The 19823-nt window shown below is 72.5% G+C and carries 16 protein-coding genes; 13 read left to right on the forward strand and 3 right to left on the reverse strand.

Annotated features, from left to right (window positions below; translation table 11 throughout):
* The first annotated feature begins 45 nt into the window (after nt 1–45).
* The 4 genes from QMC84_RS09735 to QMC84_RS09750 all read left to right on the forward strand — a co-directional run bounded on the left by QMC84_RS09735 (nt 46) and on the right by QMC84_RS09750 (nt 3248).
* On the forward strand, nt 46–639 hold the full coding sequence (locus QMC84_RS09735; RefSeq protein ID WP_300374308.1) for a hypothetical protein: 594 nt from the start codon (nt 46–48) through the stop codon (nt 637–639).
* Between the two features lie 87 nt (nt 640–726).
* Nucleotides 727–1824, forward strand: a complete 1098-nt coding sequence (locus QMC84_RS09740; RefSeq protein ID WP_300374310.1) for an S-(hydroxymethyl)mycothiol dehydrogenase — start codon at nt 727–729, stop codon at nt 1822–1824.
* The gene (locus QMC84_RS09745; RefSeq protein WP_300374312.1) at nt 1824–2447 is read left to right on the forward strand and encodes an MBL fold metallo-hydrolase; all 624 of its coding nucleotides are present in this window, start codon (nt 1824–1826) and stop codon (nt 2445–2447) included. The genes QMC84_RS09740 and QMC84_RS09745 overlap by 1 nt, the downstream gene beginning before the upstream one ends.
* 174 nt (nt 2448–2621) lie before the next feature.
* Nucleotides 2622–3248 (forward strand): hypothetical protein, encoded by a 627-nt coding sequence (locus tag QMC84_RS09750; protein WP_300374314.1) that lies wholly within the window; start codon nt 2622–2624, stop codon nt 3246–3248.
* A gap of 233 nt (nt 3249–3481) precedes the next feature.
* On the opposite strand, the gene QMC84_RS09755 is transcribed toward QMC84_RS09750, so the two are convergent.
* Nucleotides 3482–4648 (reverse strand): class I SAM-dependent methyltransferase, encoded by a 1167-nt coding sequence (locus tag QMC84_RS09755; protein WP_300374316.1) that lies wholly within the window; start codon nt 4646–4648, stop codon nt 3482–3484.
* 193 nt (nt 4649–4841) lie between these two features.
* Here QMC84_RS09755 and groES point away from each other — a divergent pair, with 193 nt between their 5' ends.
* Entirely contained in the window at nt 4842–5135 is a 294-nt protein-coding gene (gene groES / locus QMC84_RS09760; protein WP_300374318.1) for a co-chaperone GroES, read from the forward strand.
* Between the two features lie 80 nt (nt 5136–5215).
* On the forward strand, nt 5216–6841 hold the full coding sequence (gene groL / locus QMC84_RS09765) for a chaperonin GroEL (RefSeq protein WP_300374320.1): 1626 nt from the start codon (nt 5216–5218) through the stop codon (nt 6839–6841).
* Between the two features lie 51 nt (nt 6842–6892).
* Here the strand turns inward: groL and QMC84_RS09770 are convergent, their stop codons facing one another.
* Nucleotides 6893–8368, reverse strand: a complete 1476-nt coding sequence (locus QMC84_RS09770; RefSeq protein WP_300374322.1) for a hypothetical protein — start codon at nt 8366–8368, stop codon at nt 6893–6895.
* A 61-nt stretch (nt 8369–8429) separates the two neighbouring features.
* Between QMC84_RS09770 and guaB the strand changes: the two genes are divergently transcribed.
* Entirely contained in the window at nt 8430–9932 is a 1503-nt protein-coding gene (gene guaB / locus QMC84_RS09775) for an IMP dehydrogenase (RefSeq protein ID WP_300374324.1), read from the forward strand.
* Between the two features lie 6 nt (nt 9933–9938).
* Here guaB and QMC84_RS09780 read toward each other — a convergent pair whose 3' ends face one another.
* A complete protein-coding gene (locus QMC84_RS09780; RefSeq protein ID WP_300374326.1) occupies nt 9939–12041 on the reverse strand; it encodes a hypothetical protein in 2103 nt (700 codons plus the stop codon).
* A gap of 100 nt (nt 12042–12141) precedes the next feature.
* On the opposite strand from QMC84_RS09780, the gene QMC84_RS09785 reads away from it, so the two are divergent.
* From QMC84_RS09785 to QMC84_RS09810, 6 genes are all read left to right on the forward strand, one after another.
* Nucleotides 12142–13248: a GuaB3 family IMP dehydrogenase-related protein gene (locus tag QMC84_RS09785; RefSeq protein WP_300374328.1), complete on the forward strand. Its 1107-nt coding sequence runs from the start codon at nt 12142–12144 to the stop codon at nt 13246–13248.
* A 7-nt stretch (nt 13249–13255) separates the two neighbouring features.
* A complete protein-coding gene (locus QMC84_RS09790; RefSeq protein WP_300374330.1) occupies nt 13256–14044 on the forward strand; it encodes a carbon-nitrogen hydrolase family protein in 789 nt (262 codons plus the stop codon).
* 82 nt (nt 14045–14126) lie between these two features.
* Nucleotides 14127–15866, forward strand: a complete 1740-nt coding sequence (locus QMC84_RS09795) for a glycerol-3-phosphate dehydrogenase/oxidase (protein ID WP_300374332.1) — start codon at nt 14127–14129, stop codon at nt 15864–15866.
* Nucleotides 15867–15957: 91 nt separating this feature from the next.
* Nucleotides 15958–17085, forward strand: a complete 1128-nt coding sequence (locus QMC84_RS09800; protein ID WP_300374334.1) for a phosphotransferase family protein — start codon at nt 15958–15960, stop codon at nt 17083–17085.
* Nucleotides 17086–17152: 67 nt separating this feature from the next.
* Nucleotides 17153–18277 (forward strand): hypothetical protein, encoded by a 1125-nt coding sequence (locus QMC84_RS09805; protein WP_300374336.1) that lies wholly within the window; start codon nt 17153–17155, stop codon nt 18275–18277.
* A 55-nt stretch (nt 18278–18332) separates the two neighbouring features.
* Nucleotides 18333–19775 carry an aldehyde dehydrogenase gene (locus tag QMC84_RS09810; RefSeq protein WP_300374338.1) on the forward strand — a complete coding sequence of 481 codons (1443 nt, stop codon included), beginning with the start codon at nt 18333–18335 and terminating at the stop codon, nt 19773–19775.
* The last annotated feature ends 48 nt before the right edge of the window (nt 19776–19823 follow it).

Here is a 19823-nt window from a genome sequence, read left to right on the forward strand (position 1 = left end):
ACCCGATCCCCCGCCGGCCGACGGCGACGAGGCATCCTGGGGGCCATGACGCTTCCTGGGCCGGGCACGGCCACCGCGACCGAAGCCTGGTTCCGCAGGCGGCCGCCGTTGACGTGGGGGGCGGCCGCGAGCCTGTTCCTCGGGGTGTTCGTGCTGCGCCTCTCCGGTGGGACCGTCGAGGACGCCTACTCGATGCTCTACGTGTTCCCCGTGGCCCTGGTCGCCTTCGCGTTCGGCCTGCGGAAGGGCGCGGCCGCCGGGGTGCTCGCGGTGCTGCTCATCGTCGTGTGGGCCGTGGTGCGCGACGTGTCCCTGGACCCGGCCGGCTGGGCCTCGCGGATCATGCCGATCCTGCTGCTCGGCGTACTGCTCGGTGAGGCCAGCGACCGGCTGCGCCGCAACGACGCCGAGCGCCGACGGCTGGAGACCGCGGCGCTGCTGCACCGCGACGCCATCGAGATCAACGACTCCCTGATCCAGGGCATGGCCGCGGCGAAGTGGTCGCTGGAGGCTGGTGACGTCGAGACCGGCCTGCGCACCCTGAACGCCACGATCACGCAGGCCCAGGACCTGGTGTCCGGCCTGATCCGGCAGGCCGGCATGGGGGACCGGACCGAGCGCCCGACCGACCGGGAGTAGCGGACCGTCCCGACGGCCGGTCCTGCGCCGGGCGGCCGGGATGCGGTTGCATGGTCCCTCACACACCATCCGCGGAGAGGGAGCAGCATGCAGCAGGTGAAGGCCGTGGTCGTCCGTGGCAAGGGGCAGCCCGTCGAGGTGACCACCATCAACGTGCCCGACCCGGGACCCGGCGAGGCGGTCGTCCAGGTGCAGGCCTGCGGGGTCTGCCACACCGACCTCCACTACCGCGAGGGCGGCATCAACGACGACTTCCCGTTCCTGCTCGGCCACGAGGCGGCCGGCGTGGTCGAGGCTGTCGGCCCGGACGTGACTGCGGTGGCGCCGGGCGACTTCGTGGTCCTGAACTGGCGGGCCGTGTGCGGCGAGTGCCGGGCCTGCGAGCGCGGCGAGCCGTGGTACTGCTTCGCGACCCACAACGCCACCCAGCGGATGACGCTCGCCGAGGGGCCCGACGCGGGCACCGAGCTCGCGCCGGCCCTGGGGATCGGCGCGTTCGCCGAGAAGACGCTGGTGGCGGCCGGCCAGTGCACGAAGGTCGACCCCGCGGCGCGACCGGCCGCCGTCGGCCTGCTCGGCTGCGGGGTGATGGCGGGGATCGGAGCCGCGATCAACACCGGCGCGGTCACCCGCGGCAAGTCGGTCGCCGTGATCGGCTGCGGCGGCGTCGGTGTGGCCGCGATCGCCGGCTCCGCGCTCGCCGGGGCCTCGCCGATCATCGCGGTCGACGTCGACGCGAAGAAGCTCGAGGCGGCCCGACGGATGGGCGCCACGCACGTCGTCGACTCCAGCAGCACCGACCCGGTCGCCGCGATCCAGGAGCTCACCGGCGGCTTCGGGGCGGACGTGGTCATCGAGGCCGTCGGCCGACCGGAGACCTGGAAGCAGGCGTTCTACGCCCGCGACCTGGCCGGCACCGTGGTGCTGGTCGGCGTACCGACGCCCGAGATGAAGGTCCCGGACCTGCCGCTCATCGACGTCTTCGGCCGCGGCGGGTCGCTGAAGTCCAGCTGGTACGGCGACTGCCTGCCGAGCCGGGACTTCCCGATGCTGGTCGACCTCTACCAGCAGGGCCGGCTGGACCTGGACGCGTTCGTCAGCGAGGAGATCGGCATCGGGGACGTCGAGGCGGCGTTCGAGCGGATGCACCACGGCGACGTGCTCCGCTCGGTGGTGGTGTTCTGATGGCCGGCCGGGGTCCGGCACGGGTCGACCATGCGGTCTCGTCGGGGACGTTCAGCCTCGACGGGGAGACCTTCGAGGTCGAGAACAACATCTGGGTGGTGGGCGACGACGCCGAGTGCGTGGTGATCGACGCGCCGCACGACGTCGCGGACATCCTGGCGGTGGTGGGGGACCGGAAGGTGAAGGCGATCGTGTGCACCCACGCGCACGACGACCACGTCCGGGTCGCGCCCGCGCTGCGGGAGGAGGTCGTCGCGCCGATCATGCTGCACCCGGCGGACCGGCCGCTGTGGGAGCTCACGCACTCCCGCTACCTCTGGGACCTCGACCTCGAGGACGGCCTGCAGATCGAGGTCGGCGGCACCACCCTGCGGGTGCTGCACACGCCGGGCCACGCCCCCGGCGCGGTCTGCCTGTACGCCGCGGACCTCGGCTGCGTGTTCACCGGCGACACGCTGTTCCAGGGCGGCCCCGGCGCGACCGGGCGGTCGTTCTCGGACGCCGATCTGATCGTGGCGTCGATCCGGACGACGCTGTTCGCGCTGCCGGACGACACGGTCGTCCACACCGGCCACGGTGGGGACACCACGATCGGCGCGGAGCGGGCGGGACTCGGGACCTGACCCGGGCCGGGACGGGTCCCAGCGACCGGGGCGCCGAAGGTCCCGCCAGATCGGGACCGTTGTGCCCCCCGATGCGAGGACTCCGGCCCTGATTGGTGGAGGGTTCAAGTTCATACGGTGATGACACCAAAGCAGATGTGGCGGAGACACCGCCCCGAACTAGGAGTCACCACGATGCGATCTGCATTCGACAAGCTCATCTCGTGGACGGGCCTGGCCCTCGCCGCCGTCCTTCTCGTTGCAGGTGGCTTGCTCACCTGGGCGAACACCTTCATCGGCGACCAGGTTCACGACCAGTTCGCCCTCCAGGACATCGTCATGCCGGAGGGTGAGGCCATCGCCAGCCTGCCCAAGGCCGACGCCGACGTGCTCAAGCAGTACGCGGGCAGCCCCCTCGACAGCGGCCCCGAGGCCCAGGCCTTCGCGGACCACTACATCCTGGCGCACATGAACGCAGCCTCCGAGGAGCTCGGTGGCGAGGTCATGTCGTACTCCGAGGTCAGCGGCCAGGCCCGTGCCCTCGGTGCCGCGCTCGCCGAGAACCCGAACCCCACCCAGGCTGAGCAGGACGAGGCCGCTGCGTGGGCCGGCCTGAAGCAGACGATGCTCGACGGCAACACCCTGCGCGGCCTGCTCCTCTACGGCTACGCGTTCGCCACGATGGGCACCATCGCCGGTATCGCCGCGATCTTCTCCTTCGTCGGCGCGGGCATCCTGCTGGCGCTGTTCGCCCTCGGCATCTGGCACGCCAAGCGCGTCGAGAAGACCGCTCCTGCGGGTGCCCGGGCCGTCACGGCCTGACCGTCCATGGTCTGACCGCTCGCTGAACGTCATCTCCCGGGAGTCCCCTTCGACTCCCGGGAGATGATGCATTTCCGGGCCAGTCTCCAGCGTCGAGTCGGCGCGTCTTGCCCGCTGTCGGGGGTCGAGTCGGCGCGTCTTGCCCGCCTTCTTCGTGGCTGCGGGCAAGTTGCGCCGACTGGGGCGCTCCTCGCGGGCATGTTGCGCCGACTCGGCCGTGGCCCGCAGCTCGCTCAGAACGGCCGGACGAGGAGTGCGATCCCGCGGCCCGCGGCCCGGGTGAGCACGATGGTGCCCTCCTGGTCGCCGGCGAGGTCCAGTCGCTTGCGCAGCTGGTCGGGCACCACGTCCACGCCGCGCTTCTTGATCGTCAGCCGGCCGATCCGCCGCTCGCGGAGCGCGGCACGCAGCGCCTTCTCGCGGTACGGCAGCTCCTCGAGCACCTGGTACCCGCGGGCGAAGGGGGTGCGGTACGACGAGTCGGAGGCGACGTACGCGATGTGCTCGTCGACCAGCCGGCCGTCGACCCCCGCGGCCACCGCGGTGACCAGTCCGGCGCGGATCACCGCACCGTCCGGCTCGTAGAGGAAGGCGCCCACGGCGCCCACGGGTGCGCCCGGATCGTCCTCGTCGGTGAGGGTCGCCAGGCCGCCCTCGCCGATCACGGTCGCTCGCCGCGCGGTGGTGGCGAGCCGGCCCGACCAGAGGGCGGCCTCCTTCACCTCGCCGTGGTCGCTGACCCACTCGGCCTCGACGCCGTCGGGGACGAGCTCGTGGGGGACGCCCGGGGCGACCTTGACGCAGGAGTCGCGGGTCAGCAGCCGCTCCACGAACGGCCAGGGGGGCGTCCAGCCGTCGACGTCGAAGGTGCGTCCCCGGGCGGTACGCCGCGCCGGGTCGGCGAACGCGACGTCGAAGGGGCTGGTGTCCAGCGTGGTCGCGTCGGCGACCTGCACCGCGCCCGGGAGCCCCAGCGCGTCGAGGTTGGCCTGCGCGACGGCCACCCGCACCGGGTCGAGGTCGACGCCGGCAGCGGTCAGCCCGGCGCGGGACGCGGCGAGCAGGTCGCCGCCGATGCCGCAGCCGAGGTCGACCAGCGTCGAGGCGGACGCGGCGACCAACCGGCTCGCGCGGTGGGTGGCGACCCGGTGGCGGGTGGCCTGCTCGAGGCCGTCGGGGGTGAAGTACATCCGGTCCGCGAGCTCGCCGAACTTCTCCCGCGCCCGGACCCGCAGGGTGGCCTGGGTGAGCGCGGCCGCGACGTGCGCCGGATCGGCCCCCCGGCGCAGCCGGGTCTGCGTCGCGAGCGGGTCCTCGTCGGCCGCGACGGCCGCGGCGGCGGCCTCCAGGAGCCGGGCGCCGTCGGAGGTGAGCAGCCAGCGGAACGCCTCCAGGTCCATCCCCGGATCCTGTCACCCGGGGCCGTCTGGCACTCAGTTGGCGAGAGTGCTAGTTTCTGAGTTGGCACTCTCCGCCGGAGTGTGCCAGCGCTTGTCTTCCCGATGCGACCCCCGCGACGGCGTACCGGACGGCAGGCACACACGTGCATCACCCACCAAACTCGAAGTCCCAGAAAGTGGAGGTTGATCAGGAGTGTCGATCAACATCAAGCCCCTCGAGGACCGGATCGTCGTCAAGCCGCTCGACGCCGAGCAGACCACGGCCTCGGGCCTGGTCATCCCGGACACCGCCAAGGAGAAGCCCCAGGAGGGCGAGGTCCTGGCCACCGGCCCGGGTCGCATCGACGACAACGGCAACCGCGTCCCGCTCGACGTCACCGTCGGCGACAAGGTCATCTACAGCAAGTACGGCGGCACCGAGGTCAAGTACGCCGGCGAGGAGTACCTCATCCTCTCGGCCCGCGACGTCCTCGCCGTCGTTTCCTGAAGTCCTTCCGGGTCGTGTGCCTGACGACGCGCCATGGCGCGTTCTCAGGCACACGGCCCGGTCTTCGTTAGAGGAGAGATATGCCCAAGATCCTGGAGTTCGACGAGTACGCCCGGCGCGCACTGGAGCGCGGTGTGGACGCGCTGGCCAACGCCGTCAAGGTCACGCTCGGCCCGAAGGGCCGCTACGTCGTCCTGGACAAGAAGTGGGGCGCCCCGACCATCACCAACGACGGCGTGACCGTCGCGCGTGAGATCGAGCTGGACGACCCGTTCGAGAACCTCGGTGCTCAGCTCACCAAGGAGGTCGCCACCAAGACCAACGACATCGCCGGTGACGGCACCACGACCGCCACGGTGCTGGCCCAGGCGATGGTCCACGAGGGCCTGCGCGCGGTCACCGCGGGCGCCAACCCGATGGGGCTCAAGCGGGGCATGGACGCCGCGGCCGAGGCCGTGGGCGACGCCCTCAAGGAGGCCGCTCGCGAGGTCGAGTCGCGCGAGGACATGGCGTCGGTCGCCACGATCTCGAGCCGCGACAGCGTGATCGGCGACCTGCTCGCCGAGGCCTTCGACAAGGTCGGCAAGGACGGCGTGATCACGGTCGAGGAGTCCAACACCATGGGCACCGAGCTCGAGTTCACCGAGGGCATGCAGTTCGACAAGGGCTACATCAGCCAGTACTTCGTGACCGACCCGGAGCGGATGGAGGCCGTCCTCGAGGACCCCTACATCCTGCTGCACCAGGGCAAGATCGCCGCGGTAGCCGAGCTGCTGCCGCTGCTGGAGAAGGTCATCCAGTCCGGCAAGCCGCTGTTCATCCTGGCCGAGGACGTCGAGGGCGAGGCCCTCTCCACCCTGGTCGTGAACAAGATCCGCGGCACCTTCAACGCGGTCGCGGTGAAGAGCCCGGCGTTCGGTGACCGCCGCAAGTCGATGATGCAGGACATCGCGACCCTGACCGGTGGTCAGGTCGTCGCCCCCGAGGTCGGCCTCAAGCTCGACCAGGTCGGCCTGGAGGTGCTCGGCCAGGCCCGCCGCGTGGTCGTCACCAAGGACGACACCACGATCGTGGACGGCGCCGGCGACCCCAAGGAGGTCGAGGGCCGGGTCAACCAGATCAAGGCCGAGGTGGAGAACACCGACTCCGACTGGGACCGCGAGAAGCTCCAGGAGCGCCTCGCGAAGCTGGCCGGCGGCGTGTGCGTGATCAAGGTCGGCGCCGCCACCGAGGTGGAGCTGAAGGAGAAGAAGCACCGCATCGAGGACGCCGTCTCCGCGACGCGCGCCGCGATCGAGGAGGGCATCGTCGCCGGCGGCGGCTCCGCCCTCGTCCACGCGGTCTCGGTGCTCGCCGACGACCTCGGCCTCACCGGCGACGAGGCGCTCGGCGTCCGGGTGGTCCGCAAGGCCGCCGACGAGCCGCTGCGCTGGATCGCCGAGAACGGCGGCGTCAATGGCTACGTCGTCACCACCAAGGTCCGCGAGCTCGGCCTCGGCAACGGCTACAACGCCGCCACCGAGGAGTACGGCGACCTGGTCGCCCAGGGCGTCCTGGACCCGGTGAAGGTCACCCGCTCCGCGCTGGTCAACGCCACCTCGATCGCGGGCATGCTGCTCACGACCGAGACGCTGATCGTGGAGAAGCCCGAGGAGGAGGAGCCCCCGGCGGCCGGACACGGCCACGGGCACGGCCACGGCCACTGATCCACCCCGCACGTCGACCCGCCCGAGACCCTCGGGCGGGTCGACGTCGTTTCAGTCGCAGTCCGGGTCGACCGTCGGCCGCTCCAGGCCGCGCAGCAGGTACACCGGCCGTCCGTTGCAGGTGACGCCGTTCGCGACGTACCGCTCCTCGACGACCCGCTCCAGCTCAACGACGCCGGCGGGCGCCCAGGCGTCGAAGTCGACCCACTCGACCAGCCAGGTGGGCGCGTCGGGCCCGGCGAGCAGCGCCCGGAGGTCGGCGTACCCGGGGTCGCGGGCGCGCATCGGCAGGCTCCACAGATAGGGGTACGGCGAGCCGAGGCCGCTCGCGTCCTGGAGGTCGGGACGGCCCCCGAACACCACGAGCGTGTCGCCGCGGTCGGCGGCCGACGCGACGGCCTCGCCGGTGTGGACCTCGTGGAACTCCTGCAGCCCGGTGACGTTCCACGCCAGCCAGAAGACCATGGCCGCGGCCGCCGAGGCCGCGGTCCCCACCACGACCCCGCGCATCCGGCGGCCGGCCGGTTCCGGCCGCCCCGCCAGCAGCGCGACGCAGAGGGCGGCACCCGGGACCAGCGGCGTCAGGTAGTCCTGCCAGAAGCTGCCCCCGGCGGCGAGGCCGATGACGTCGGTGGCGACCACGGCGACGGTGCCGGCGACGACCGGCGGGTCGTCGCGCCACCGCTCGCGCAGGTGCGCGACCAGACCGGCGAGGATCGGCAGCAGCCCGCAGGCGAGGGCGATCACCAGCAGGGTCCACGCCCGCCGCTCGGGGGCCTCGGTGCTGCCGTCGGCGATCACCCGGGCGGCGCCGGCGCGGAACCCGTAGACGGTCTCCCACAGCGTCGTCAGCCGCACGCCGGCGGCTCGGGCCCAGACGATTGTGGCGACCACCGGCACCGCCGCGCCGGCCGCGCCGGCCGACGCCAGCGCGAGCGTCCGGGTCCCGGAGAGCCGCCCGGTGCGCCAGGCGACGAGGAGCAGCACCGCGGCGAAGACCAGCCCGGTGGCGAGGTTCTGCTTGAGGCCGACGGCCAGCCCGGCCGCCAGCCCCGATCCGAGTGCGAGCAGCACCGACGTACGCCGGACCGCGCGCAGGACGAGCAGCATGCTGACCAGCAGGAGCGGCAGCGCGAGCAGCTCGCCCTTGACCGCCACCACGTCGATCATCGGGTTCGACAGCAGGGCGGCGGAGGTCGCCGCGGTCCACCCGACGGCCCGCCGGCCGGCGACCTCGTGCGCGACGGCGGCCGCCAGCAGGACCGTCGCGACGGCCACCACGGCGCCGAGCAGCCGCAGCGGGACCGCCCCACCGAACGCCTCGACGGCTCGGTAGACCGCGATCAGCGACGGGGGTCGATCCACCCAGTGCGGACCGAACATGCTGCCCGGCTCCGGGTCCCACGACCGGGCGACCAGGAGGAACCCGGCCTCGTCGGCACGGAGCGGTCGGGTGAGGGCGGGCAGCCGCGCCAGGAACGCCAGGGCCGCGGCCACCACGACCGGGTGCCGGCGCAGGTGCTCCACGGTTCCACCCTCTCAGGAGCCGGCGTGTCGGGATCGTTCCGGGCGCCGGTAGGCTGTCGGAGTGGAGCTGCCTGAGAAGTTCGCCGCCCTCGGCCTGACCTACGACGACGTCCTGCTGTTGCCGGGTCATTCCGACCTCGCGCCCTCGGACATCGACCTGACCTCGCGGCTGACCCGCGAGATCTCGCTGAAGGTCCCGCTCGTCAGCGCCGCGATGGACACCGTGACCGAGTCGCGGATGGCGATCGCGATGGCCCGCCAGGGCGGCCTCGGCGTGCTGCACCGCAACCTGTCGATCGAGGACCAGGCCTACCAGGTGGACCTGGTGAAGCGGACCCAGACCGGCATCATCTCCAACCCGGTGACGATCGGGCCGGACGCGACGCTCGAGCAGCTCGATCAGCTCGCGGGGGAGTACCGCATCTCCGGCTTCCCCGTCGTCGACGCCGACAACCGGCTCCTCGGGATGATCACCAACCGTGACCTGCGCTTCACCCCGGTCGCGGAGTGGGCGACCACCAAGGTCGACGAGGTGATGACGCCGATGCCGCTGATCACCGGCCACTCCGACATCTCGCGCGAGGACGCCACCGTCCTGCTGCGCCAGCACAAGCGCGAGCGGCTGCCGCTCGTCGACGAGGCCGGCCACCTCACCGGCCTGATCACCGTGAAGGACTTCGTCAAGGGCGAGCAGTTCCCGAACGCGTCGTACGACGGCGCCGGGCGGCTGATGGTCGGTGCCGCGATCGGCTACTTCGGCGACGCCTGGCAGCGGGCGACCACGCTGATCGAGGCCGGTGTGGACGTCCTCGTCGCCGACACCGCCCACGGCCACGTCACCCTGCTGCTCGACATGGTGCGCCGGCTCAAGTCCGACCCGGCCACCAAGCACGTGCAGGTGATCGGAGGCAACGTCGCGACCCGCGAGGGCGCCCAGGCGTTCGTCGACGCCGGGGCCGACGCGGTCAAGGTCGGGTTCGGGCCGGGCTCGATCTGCACGACGCGCGTCGTCACCGGGTGCGGCGTCCCGCAGGTCACCGCGGTCTACGAGGCCTCGCTGGCCTGCCAGCCCGCCGGCGTACCCGTGATCGCCGACGGCGGCCTGCAGCAGTCCGGCGACATCGCGAAGGCGATCGTCGCCGGCGCCGAGACCGTGATGATCGGCTCGCTGCTCGCCGGCTGCGAGGAGTCCCCGGGCGAGCTGATCTTCGTCAACGGCAAGCAGTACAAGTCCTACCGGGGCATGGGCTCGCTGGCCGCGATGTCGAGCCGAGGCAAGAAGTCCTACTCCAAGGACCGCTACTTCCAGGCCGAGGTCACCAGCGACGACAAGATCGTGCCCGAGGGCATCGAGGGACAGGTCGCCTACCGCGGTCCGCTCGCCGCGGTCGCCCACCAGCTGATCGGCGGCCTCAACCAGTCGATGTTCTACATCGGCGCTGCGACCGTCCCCGAGCTGCAGGCGAAGGGCCGCTTCGTGCGGATCACCTCCGCCTCGCTCAAGGAGAGCCACCCCCACGACGTGCAGATGACCGTCGAGGCACCCAACTACACCGGGCGCTAGCCGGGACTAGAACGCGTAGCCCACCTGACCGATGCGGACCCGGGCCCGCTTGCTGAGCTGGACGGTCAGCCTCGTCTGCGCGGCGACCGGCACCTCGAGCTGACGGGTGACGGTACGGCGCCTCGGGACCTGGACGGTGACCGTGCCCCGCCCCGCCGACAGCTTCAGCGTGGTACCGCGCTGCGCACCGGAGACCGTCACGTCGACCAGGACCGACGACGCGGAGTCCGGGAGTCCGAGGTCGAGCCGCCTGGTGCCGGCGAACGCGGCCGAGAGCACGGGCCGCGGCGCCGGCCGCAGGCAGTCGGACACGTGCGCCTCGATGGAGTGCAGGCCGACGGTGGTCGGGGTCGCGTCCATGAGCATCCCGCCGGCCACGGCGCACTGGTACTCGCCGGTGATCGTGCCCGCCTCGAGCACGACCACCCGGCGGCCGGCGGGATAGGTGGTGTCCCCGATCGGCCGGAGACGACCGGACAGCGCCGCGTTCCCGGTGACGACCAGCCGACCGGCCGCCTTCGGCTCGCTGCGCAGGACCGCCATCAGCGGACGGTAGCTGGCGGCCTGGTTGGTGGTGAGGTCGCCGTCGACCGTCAGGACCCCGGTCGGGCGGATGTCGGCCGGGCCGGCGGGCAGGTCGCCGGTGATGGTGCCCTCGCCGGTGATCCGGGCGCCGCTGACGAACGCCGTGCCCGCCAGGCCCCACGCGGACGACCCGGCGTGCTCGACGGTGCCCTGGCCACCGAGCTCGACGTAGCGGAGGATGGCCGGGTCGCCGTCGCCCTGGCCGATCCTCATCGTCGAGCCCTTCTGCAGGGTGACCCGCCCGGTGTCGGTGCAGCAGCTGCCGGAGTCCAGGACGGCGCCGGCGGGGAGCTCGAGGGTGGCCTCGTTGGGCACGACCAGCCGCCCGCCCCCGCCCTGCACCCGCAGCGTCGAGCCGGGCTCGATGCGCAGGTCACCGGCGGGGGTGAGCATCCCGGTCTGCCCGGGCAGTGTCCTGTCCCAGACCTCGATGGTGGTCTGGGTGCCCGGCTCGGTCGCCGCCTTCACGCCGTCCGCGATCGTCAGCCGCCCGCGGATCCTCGCGCCGGCCAGCTCCACCGTGCCCTTGCCGACGATGCTGCCGACGCCGGAGACCTCGGTGTACGGGCCGAGCCGGAGCACGGTGTCGTCGTCCAGGCCCAGCTTCTCGCCGTCCTCGATGAACTTCAGGGTGCCGTCCGGCAGCAGCGGGTGGTCGGGGTCGTAGGCCTCACCGTCGGTCTCGTCGATGTCGACCGTGCCGCCACCCTTGAGCGCGGCGTCGCCCACCGTGCCGTTGACGGCGTGCCCGCCCACCCGGATCGGCCCACCGGTGATCTCGAGCGTGTTGCCCTTCGGGACCACCACGTCCCCGGCGAGGTCGATGCCGAGCTCGTCGAAGTGCGACGTGAAGCCGGTCGCGCCGATCGCCGAGGACACCTCGAGGGTGCCGTCGACGATGACGGTCGAGGTGGTGCCGCTGCAGCAGCGGCTGCCGAGCACCCGGGCCGCGGGGTCGACGAGCAGCTTGCCGGTGCTCGCGATCCGCATGCTGCTGTCGAACATGAACGTCAGCCACGGACCGTCGCCGGCCCCCAGCGGACCGGTCATCAGCGACAGCGTGCTGTTGATGGTGAGGGTCTGGTGGCCGGTCAGGCTGCTGGTGCCGTTGCCGAAGTGCATCGGCGTATCGCCCATCATGATGTACGACGGGGTCGGGTCCAGCGGCGGTGCGGAGACCATCAGGTCGGTATTGATGTCGCCGCCGTTCCACCGCAGGCTCCCGGTGATGACCTGGCCCTCGCCCGTCATGGACACCAGGCCGTCGGTCGAGCCGGTGACGCTCAGGCTGGTGAGGCTCACGTCGGGGACGTCGGTGATCGTCGGCCGGGGTCCCGGCCCGAGCTCCACGGCGTCGCCGTCCTTCGGCACACCCTCGGGGCGCCAGTTCTTCTTGTTGGTCCACACGGTGCTCTCGGCCCCGCTCCACGTGTACGTCGTGGCCGCGCTCGCGGGCGGGACCGGGACGAGCAGGGTGAGCAGCAGCGTCGCGACGACGGCTCCGAGCAGCGTGACCGGGCGCATGGTGCCTCCTCGAGCGTGGTGCGCCGATCCTCCTCCGGTGCCGCGGGCCTGAGAACGGCCAGATCGGGCCATTGACGGGTGACCTCGATAGAGTTCGCCGGTGACCGACATCGAGATCGGCCGGGCCAAGCGGGCCCGGCGCGCCTACTCCTTCGACGACATCGCGATCGTGCCCTCGCGGCGCACCCGCGACCCGGAGGAGGTGAGCACCGCCTGGCAGATCGACGCCTACCGCTTCGACATCCCGGTGCTCGCGGCGCCGATGGACTCGGTGATGTCGCCGGCGACGGCGATCGCGCTCGGGCGGTTCGGCGGGCTCGGCGTCCTCAACCTCGAGGGCCTGTGGGCCCGCTACGAGGACCCGGACCCGCTGCTCGAGGAGGTCGCCGCGCTCCGGGGCAGCGAGGGCACCCGCCGGCTCCAGCAGATGTACACCGAGCCGATCAAGGCCGAGCTGATCACCGAGCGGCTGCGCGAGATCCGCGACGCCGGGGTCACCGTGGCCGGCTCGCTCTCGCCCGGGCGCACCAAGGAGTTCGCGAAGGCGGTCGTCGACGCGGGCGTCGACGTGTTCGTGATCAGGGGTACGACGGTCTCCGCCGAGCATGTGTCCTCCCAGGCGGAGCCGCTGAACCTCAAGGAGTTCATCTACGAGCTCGATGTGCCGGTCGTGGTCGGCGGCTGCGCCACCCACCAGGCCGCGCTGCACCTGATGCGCACCGGCGCGGCCGGCGTCCTGGTCGGCTTCGGCGGGGGAGCGGCGCACACGACGCGGACCGTGCTCGGCGTCGCGGTCCCCATGGCGTCCGCGGTCGCCGACGTCGCCGCAGCGCGCCGCGACTACCTCGACGAGTCCGGCGGCCGCTACGTGCACGTGATCGCCGACGGCTCGATCGGCAAGTCCGGTGACGTCGCCAAGGCGATCGCCTGCGGTGCCGACGCCGTGATGGTCGGCTCGCCGTTCGCGCGGGCCACCGACGCGCCCGGCCGCGGCTTCCACTGGGGCACCGAGGCCCACCACCACGACCTGCCCCGCGGTCAGCGGGTGCAGTTCGACACGGTCGGGACGATCGAGGAGATCCTGTTCGGCCCGTCCCGGGTCGCCGACGGCACCATGAACCTGATGGGTGCGCTGCGCCGCTCGATGGCGACCACCGGCTACACCGAGCTCAAGGAGTTCCAGCGCGTCGAGATCGTCGTCGAGTGAGGCCGGCGTGAGGGTCGCGGCCGGGCAGGCGGCGTCGGTCGGCGGCGACCTCGACGCGAACGTGCGCACCGCCGCCCGGCTCACCCGGCTGGCCGCGACCCAGGGCGTCCGGCTGCTCGTGCTCCCCGAGGCGTTCCTGACCGGGTACGACGTCGCCGCGTTCGACGGCCCGCTGCCGGACGCCGACGGGCTCGACGCCGGCTGGCTGGAGCCGCTCCGCGCGGAGGCCGCCGCCGGCGTCACGGTCGTGGTCGGCACCGCCCTGCGGCGGGGCTCCGAGCGCCGGCTCTCGCAGATCGTGGTGCGGCCGGACGGCCGCGCGGACGCGCCGTACGACAAGCAGCACCTGGACGGGCTCGAGAAGACCTTCTTCACCGTCGGCGACCACGGCACCTCGATCGAGGTCGACGGCCTCGAGCTCGGCCTCTCGGTCTGCTACGACGGCTGCTTCCCCGAGCACGCCCAGGCCGCGGCCCGCGACGGCGCCGTCGGCTACCTGAGCTCCGCGGCGTACTTCCCCGGCGGCGCCCACCGGCGCGACCTCTACTACGCGGCCCGCGCCGTCGAGAACGGCATGTACGTCGTGCTCTCCGGGCTGACCGGCCGCTGCGGCGGGTTCGACTTCATCGGCGGCTCGGCCGTCTACGACCCCGAGGGGCGCCCGCTCGCGCGGCTCGCCGACGAGGAGGGGCTGGCGATCGCCGACCTCGACGCGGCGCTGGTCGCGCAGACCCGGGCCACGCACACGATGATCGGTGACCACCGCGCCGACCTGGGCCCGCGGGTGCGGGCCTGATCGTCAGCAACCTCGACCAGGCCAGCGTTCCGGCCCGGTCCGTCGAGCACATCGCCGGCTCGGCGTTTGCGAGACTGGGCACATGAGCCAGCCCAGTGCCCTCAGCCCGCAGGCCCGCGACCAGGCGCTCGCCGCGATGCGGGCGACCGGGGGCGGGTCCGAGCTGGACGTGCTGGTCGTCGGCGGCGGCGTGACCGGTGCCGGCACCGCGCTGGACGCCGTGACCCGAGGGCTGAGCACCGGGCTGCTCGAGCAGCGCGACCTGGCCAGCGGCACCAGCAGCCGCAGCAGCAAGCTGATCCACGGCGGCCTGCGCTACCTGGAGATGCTCGACTTCGGCCTGGTCCGCGAGGCGCTCCAGGAGCGGGGCCTGCTGCTCACCCGGCTGGCGCCGCACCTGGTCCGGCCGGTCTCGTTCCTCTATCCACTGACCCACCGCGGCTGGGAGCGCCCGTACGTCGCCGCGGGCCTGACGCTCTACGACGGGATGGCGACGATCGGGGCGCTGCGGAGCCAGGGCGGCATGGGGCTGCCCCGGCACAAGCACCTGCTCCGTCGCCAGGTCGCCCGGATCGCCCCGGACTTCAGGTACGAGACGATCGCCGGCGCCATCCAGTACTGGGACTGCCAGGTCGACGACGCCCGGCTGGTGGTCACGCTCGCCCGCACCGCCGCCACCCACGGCGCGCACGTGGCGACCCGGGTCAAGGTGACCGGGTTCCTCCGCGAGGGCGAGCGCGTGGTCGGCGTACGCGCTCTCGACCTGGAGACCCAGGAGGAGCTCGAGGTCCGGGCCCGGGTGGTCGTCAACGCCGCCGGGGTGTGGACCGACGAGATCCAGGAGATGGTCGGTGGCCGCGGCGCGCTGCACGTCCAGGCCAGCAAGGGCATCCACCTGGTGGTGCCCCGCGACCGGATCCGCTCGGAGGCCGGGTTCATCGTGCGCACCGCGACGTCCGTCCTGTTCGTGATCCCATGGGGCCGGCACTGGATCATCGGGACCACCGACACGCCGTGGGACCTGGACAAGGCGCACCCGGCGGCGTCGCGGGCCGACATCGACTACGTCCTCGAGCACGTCAACGCGATCCTGCGCGAACCGCTCGACCACGACGACGTCCAGGGCGTGTACGCCGGGCTCCGGCCGCTGCTCTCCGGGGAGTCCGAGCCGACCTCGCGGATCTCCCGCGAGCACACCGTCGTCACGCCGGTGCCCGGACTGGTGATGATCGCCGGCGGCAAGCTCACGACCTACCGGGTGATGGGCAAGGACGCCATCGACGCGGCCGCGCACTCCTTGCGCACCACCGCGAGCCTCACGGTCCGGGACTCGATCACCGACCGGGTGCCGCTGGTCGGTGCCGCCGACTGGGAGACCCGCTCCAACCAGCGGGTGCTGCTCTCGCGCCGCTCGGGGCTGCACGTCGCCCGGATCGACCACCTGCTGGGCCGCTACGGCGGCCTGGTCGACGACCTGCTCGCGCTGGTGGCCGCCCGGCCCGAGCTGGCGTCGCCCCTGGAGGGTGCGGACGACTACCTCGCCGCCGAGGTGGTCTACGCCGTCACCCACGAGGGCGCCCGGCACCTCGACGACGTGCTGACCCGCCGGACCCGCATCTCGATCGAGACCTTCGACCGCGGCGTCCGGGCGGCCTCCGAGGTCGCGCGGCTGATGGCCGGTGAGCTCGACTGGGACGCCGCGCGCACCGCCGACGAGATCGACCACTACCGGCGCCGGGTCGAGGCCGAGCGCCAGAGCCAGCTGATGCTCACCGACCAGGAGGCCGACGAGGCCCGGGTGTCGGCCCCCGACATCGTCTGAGGTTGCGCAAGCCCGCCGGCCGCCATTGACAACTAGAACACGTTCCACCGATGCTGAGACCCATGTCACAGCGATCCGCCGGGAGGGGAACGTGACCCAGGCACCGCCGCCGGCCGACCTGAGGATGCAGCGCTCGAGCAGGGACGCGAGCACCGTGCCGACCCGGCTGGCCGGGTGGCTGGCGGCGGTGCTGCCGGAGGGCGCCGAGCCGATGGTGACGCTGCACAGCGGCGTGGACGCCAACGGGATGTCCTCGGAGACGCTGCTCCTCGACGTGGCCTGGACCGAGGCCGGCGAGCGGCGGCTGGGGGAGTACGTCGCGCGGGTCGCGCCCTCGGCCGACGACCTCCCGGTGTTCCCGAGCTATGCCCTGCAGGAGCAGTACGACGCGATCCGGATCGTCGGCGAGACCACCGACGTCCCCGTCCCGCAGGTGCGCTGGATGGAGCCGACCGGGGAGGTGCTCGGCACGCCGTTCTTCCTCATGGACCGGATCGAGGGCGTGGTCCCGCAGGACGTGCTGCCCTACAACTTCGGCGACAACTGGCTGCACGACGCCCCGCACGAGCACCAGCGCCGGCTCCAGGACGCCACGGTGGACGTGATCGCCCGCCTGCACGCGATTCCCGACGCGGCCACGACGTTCTCGTTCCTCGACCCCGCTCACCCGGGCGAGACCCCGCTGGCCCGCAACCTCGCGCGGACCCGCGCCTGGTACGACTTCGCGGTCACCGACATCGGCCGCTCCCCGCTGGTCGAGCGCGGCCTCGACTGGCTCGAGGCCAACCTCCCGGCCACCGACGAGGCCGTCCTGTGCTGGGGCGACTCCCGCATCGGCAACGTGCTCTACCGCGACTTCGAGCCGGTCGGCGTCCTCGACTGGGAGATGGCCGCGCTCGGGCCGCGCGAGCTCGACCTCTCGTGGATCGTGTTCGCCCACCAGGTGTTCGAGACGATCACCGGGATGCTCGAGCTCCCCGGCATGCCGCACTTCCTGCGCGAGGAGGACGTGGTGGCGACGTACGCCGAGCTCGCCGGCGTCGAGGTCGGCGACCTGCACTGGTACCACGTCTACAACGCGGTCCAGTGGTGCATCGTCTTCATGCGCACCGGCGCCCGGCAGATCCACTTCGGCGAGATCGAGCGCCCCGACGACCTCGAGTCGCTGTTCCACCACAAGCCGCTGATGGAGCGGCTCCTCGAGGAGGCGGGCGCATGACCACCCCACCGAGATGCACGCTCCGCTCGCTGCGCTCCCTCCGCGCACATCTCGTCGGGGACCCCGGATGAACGGCGGCATCGGACCCCTCGACGAGTTCCCGCTCCACCAGGCGCCGCTGCCGCTGGCCTGGGCGAGCAGCAGCGACCGCAACTTCTACGACCGCTGGTACTTCAACGCCCACGACCGCACCGGCGACATCATGGTGGTCACCGGCCTGGGCTACTACCCGAACCTCGGCACCAAGGACGCCTTCGTCCTGGTCGCTCGCGACGGCAGGCAGACCGCCGTGCACCTCTCCGACCTGATCGACCAGGACCGGCTCAACCCCCATGTCGGCCGCTACCGCGTCGAGGTCCCGGAGCCGCTCCAGAAGATCCGCGTGGTCCTCGAGGAGACCGAGGGCCTCGCGCTCGACCTCACCTGGGAGGGCACCTGCGACGTCGTGCAGGAGCAGCCGCACGTGCTGCGCTCCGGCAGCCGGGTCACGCTCGACGCCCAGCGGTTCGCCCAGCTCGGCAGCTGGCGCGGCACCATCGCGATCGACGGCGAGGAGATCACCGTCGACCCCGCGACCTGGCTCGGGAGCCGGGACCGCTCCTGGGGGATCCGCCCGGTCGGCGAGGCCGAGCCCCCGGGCGCCCCGAGCGACCCGCCGTTCGAGGGCATATGGTGGCTCTACGTCCCGCTGCAGTTCGAGGACTACGCGGTCGTGATCATCATCCAGGAGGACCCCGACGGGTTCCGCACGCTCAACGACTGCACCCGGGTGTGGCGCGACGGCCGGATCGAGCAGCTCGGCTGGCCGCTGATCGACGTCCACTACGCCTCCGGCACGCGTACGCCGACCGGCGCGACGATCCGCTGCACGACGCCCGAGGGCAAGCCGCTCGTGCTCGAGGTCGAGTCGCGGCTCGCCGTACCCCTCCACGTCGGCGGCGGCTACGGCGGCGACCCGGACTGGATCCACGGCACCTGGAAGGGCGCGGGCTTCGCCGAGCGGGTCACCTACGCGATGGACGACCCGGCGGTCCAGGGCCGGTTCATGTTCGGCTGCGTCGACCACGTCGGCCGGGCCCTGTGCAGCACCGGAGGCGTCGACGGCCAGGAGGGCTTCGGCCTCTTCGAGCACTTCTGCATCGGCCGGCACGACCCGTCCGGGTTCGCCGACTTCTTCGCCCTCGCCCCCTAGCCGCGCCGGTGGTCGAGCCTGTCGAGACCCCCGCACCCGAGAGGAAACCGCAACCATGACCCTCGACCGCTCCGCGTTCTTCATCGACGGCGGCTGGGCCGCCCCGGCGACCTCGGCCACGCTCGAGGTGGTCTCGCCGCACACCGAGCAGGTGGTCGCGACCGTGCCCGAGGGGAGTGCCGCCGACATCGACGCCGCGGTCGCGGCCGCCCGCCGCGCGTTCGACGAGGGCCCGTGGCCGCGGATGACGCCCGAGGAGCGGATCGAGGTGGTCCAGGCGTTCTCGAACGCCTACGCCGGCCGGCTCGCCGAGATGGCCGAGCTGATCACGATCGAGATGGGCTCGCCCACGTCCTTCTCGAACCTCGCGCAGTCCCCGGCGCCGTGGATGCAGATCGAGTCGTTCCTCGCGGTCGCCCGGGCGTTCCCGTGGGAGGAGGCGCGGCCCGGCGCGCTCGGCACCGACGTGATCGTGCGGCGCGAGCCGGTCGGCGTCGTCGCCGCGATCCCGCCGTGGAACGTCCCGCAGTTCACGACGATGTCGAAGGTGGTCCCGGCGCTGCTCGCCGGCTGCACGGTGGTGGTCAAGCCCGCGCCCGAGACCCCGCTGGACACCTACCTGATGGCCGAGCTGCTCGCGGAGGCCGGCGTACCGGCCGGGGTGGTGAACATCGTCGCCGCCGGCCGCGAGGTCGGCGAGCACCTGGTCGCCCACCCGGGCGTCGACAAGGTCGCGTTCACCGGCTCGACCGCCGCGGGGCGCCGGATCGCGGCCGTCTGCGGCGAGCAGCTCAAGCGGGTCTCGCTCGAGCTCGGCGGCAAGTCGGCGGCGATCGTGCTCGACGACGCCGACCTGGCCGCCACGATGGACGGCCTGAAGTTCACCGCGCTGATGAACTCCGGGCAGGCCTGCGTCGCGCAGACCCGGATCCTCGCCTCCCGGAGCCGGTACGACGAGGTCGTCGACGCCCTGGCCGCGACCGTGTCCGGGATGCAGGTCGGCGACCCGATGGACCCGGCCACCGAGATCGGCCCGCTGGTGGCCCAGCGCCAGCAGGAGCGGGTCGAGAAGTACATCGCCCTGGGCCAGGAGGAGGGCGCCCGCGTGGTCGTCGGCGGCAACGGCCGGCCCGACGGGCTGGACTCGGGCTGGTACGTCCGCCCGACGGTCTTCGCCGACGTCGACAACCGGATGCGGATCGCGCAGGAGGAGATCTTCGGCCCGGTGCTCTCGGTGATCCCCTTCGACGACGTCGACGACGCGGTCCGGATCGCCAACGACTCCGACTACGGGCTGGCGGGCACGGTGTGGACCGGTGACGTCGAGGGCGGCCTCGACGTGGCCCGGCGGGTGCGCACCGGCACCTATGGCGTGAACACCTACACGATGGACTTCGCGGCCCCGTTCGGCGGCTACAAGTCCTCCGGCATCGGCCGCGAGTTCGGCCCGGAGGGGCTGGCCCAGTACACCGAGCTGAAGACGATCTACCTGCCGTAGCCGCGGCCCGCGGGCGTCTTGACATCCGGACGTCATGTGTAAAAGCGC

The organism is Nocardioides sp., from assembly GCF_030019515.1.
GTDB lineage: Bacteria > Actinomycetota > Actinomycetes > Propionibacteriales > Nocardioidaceae > Nocardioides.

Coding starts and splice junctions, on each gene's coding strand:
- QMC84_RS09780 (WP_300374326.1), bottom strand. CDS start 12,041: ATGCGCCCGGTCACGCTGCTCGGAGCCGTCGTCGCGACGCTGCTGCTC.
- QMC84_RS09745 (WP_300374312.1), top strand. CDS start 1,824: ATGGCCGGCCGGGGTCCGGCACGGGTCGACCATGCGGTCTCGTCGGGG.
- QMC84_RS09795 (WP_300374332.1), top strand. CDS start 14,127: ATGAGCCAGCCCAGTGCCCTCAGCCCGCAGGCCCGCGACCAGGCGCTC.
- QMC84_RS09740 (WP_300374310.1), top strand. CDS start 727: ATGCAGCAGGTGAAGGCCGTGGTCGTCCGTGGCAAGGGGCAGCCCGTC.
- QMC84_RS09735 (WP_300374308.1), top strand. CDS start 46: ATGACGCTTCCTGGGCCGGGCACGGCCACCGCGACCGAAGCCTGGTTC.
- groL (WP_300374320.1), top strand. CDS start 5,216: ATGCCCAAGATCCTGGAGTTCGACGAGTACGCCCGGCGCGCACTGGAG.
- QMC84_RS09810 (WP_300374338.1), top strand. CDS start 18,333: ATGACCCTCGACCGCTCCGCGTTCTTCATCGACGGCGGCTGGGCCGCC.
- QMC84_RS09805 (WP_300374336.1), top strand. CDS start 17,153: ATGAACGGCGGCATCGGACCCCTCGACGAGTTCCCGCTCCACCAGGCG.
- QMC84_RS09755 (WP_300374316.1), bottom strand. CDS start 4,648: ATGGACCTGGAGGCGTTCCGCTGGCTGCTCACCTCCGACGGCGCCCGG.
- QMC84_RS09750 (WP_300374314.1), top strand. CDS start 2,622: ATGCGATCTGCATTCGACAAGCTCATCTCGTGGACGGGCCTGGCCCTC.